This window comes from Kitasatospora nipponensis, assembly GCF_039528135.1.
GTDB classification, from domain to species: Bacteria; Actinomycetota; Actinomycetes; order Streptomycetales; family Streptomycetaceae; genus Kitasatospora; species Kitasatospora nipponensis.
Genome location: NZ_BAAALF010000515.1, coordinates 1 through 1,038, shown reverse-complemented (window position 1 = coordinate 1,038; position 1,038 = coordinate 1). Strand labels below are relative to the sequence as shown.

1 protein-coding gene is annotated in these 1,038 nt (G+C 69.8%); it reads left to right on the top strand.

Annotation, left to right across the window (positions count from 1 at the left end):
- Nucleotides 1-428: 428 nt before the first annotated feature.
- Entirely contained in the window at nt 429-749 is a 321-nt protein-coding gene (locus ABD323_RS41585) for a hypothetical protein (protein WP_184917745.1), read from the top strand.
- Nucleotides 750-1,038 lie beyond the last annotated feature (289 nt).

The window sequence follows — 1,038 nt, the reverse complement described above, 5'->3', positions numbered from 1 at the left end:
CCTCGGGCTCGCGCGCCTCCAGCCGGTCGGCGATGCCCTGGGTGTCCAACTCGGGGTGGAGCAGCATCGTCCGGTAGACCGCCTCGCCGAACGGGTCGAGACCCATCGGCTGGGACTCGGTCAACGCCCCGTCACCAGAAGTGCGGAACACATCACACCCTCCCCGTGGACCGGATATCGAACCGGTCGTCCTGCAGGCCGTCCCTGACAGGCGGTCAGCGTACCGTCACGAGAAGGAACATAGAACAGTCTTACGGACAATCGCGGTGGTCCGATGGACGAACCGTGAAGGAGCGGGCACCGAACGGGGCGTCAGATAGCGGAATCCGCCGTACCGCGTCCGGGACCCGCGACATGTTGCTGCCAGGCGGAGAGATGCCACCGCAAACTGCCGGTCGGCGAGCTTTCGGTGCCGCAGGCTTGCAGGTGTGTACGCGATTCGCGCCCATCTGGAGACGAGCGGCCGCCCGGCCGGCCCTCCGGTGGCACCGGTGGTGCGGGACGGCCTGGAGCGCGGGCTCCAGGGGCCGGCCCGGCTCAGCCACGCGCGGATCCGGGTGACGCCGCAGGAGCTGGACGCCGTGGTGTTCGTGGCGGCCGGCAACCTGCTGGACGCCGAGGACGGGCTGCGCGACGCGTGGCACGAACTGACCAGCGCCGGCGGCGTGCTGAGCGGCTGGCACCTTCTGCACTGCGAGGTCGACTCCCGGCTCGCCCTCGGCCTGCTCGAGCTGCCCAGCCACCCCTGACCCGCATCCGGGCAGGTCAGGGCCGGTTCGGCCGCCCTGGCACCAAGTGACCGGAGCTGGCCTCAGGGTGTCACGGCACTCTGGTGCCAGCTCCGAGTGCTGACAGGGACCACCCCGGACCGCCAATCTCATGGTGTCGGCAAGAACGACGGACCGAAACACCGGGACAGCAGCCCCTCAGGGGCCCGGTACGGACCGCCGGCCGCACACCTCGATCCCCGGAAGCAGCCCGGGGGTTCAGTCGAAATGCGAGAGGATCGGGCACCCCCATGACGCAGAAGGTCCGTTT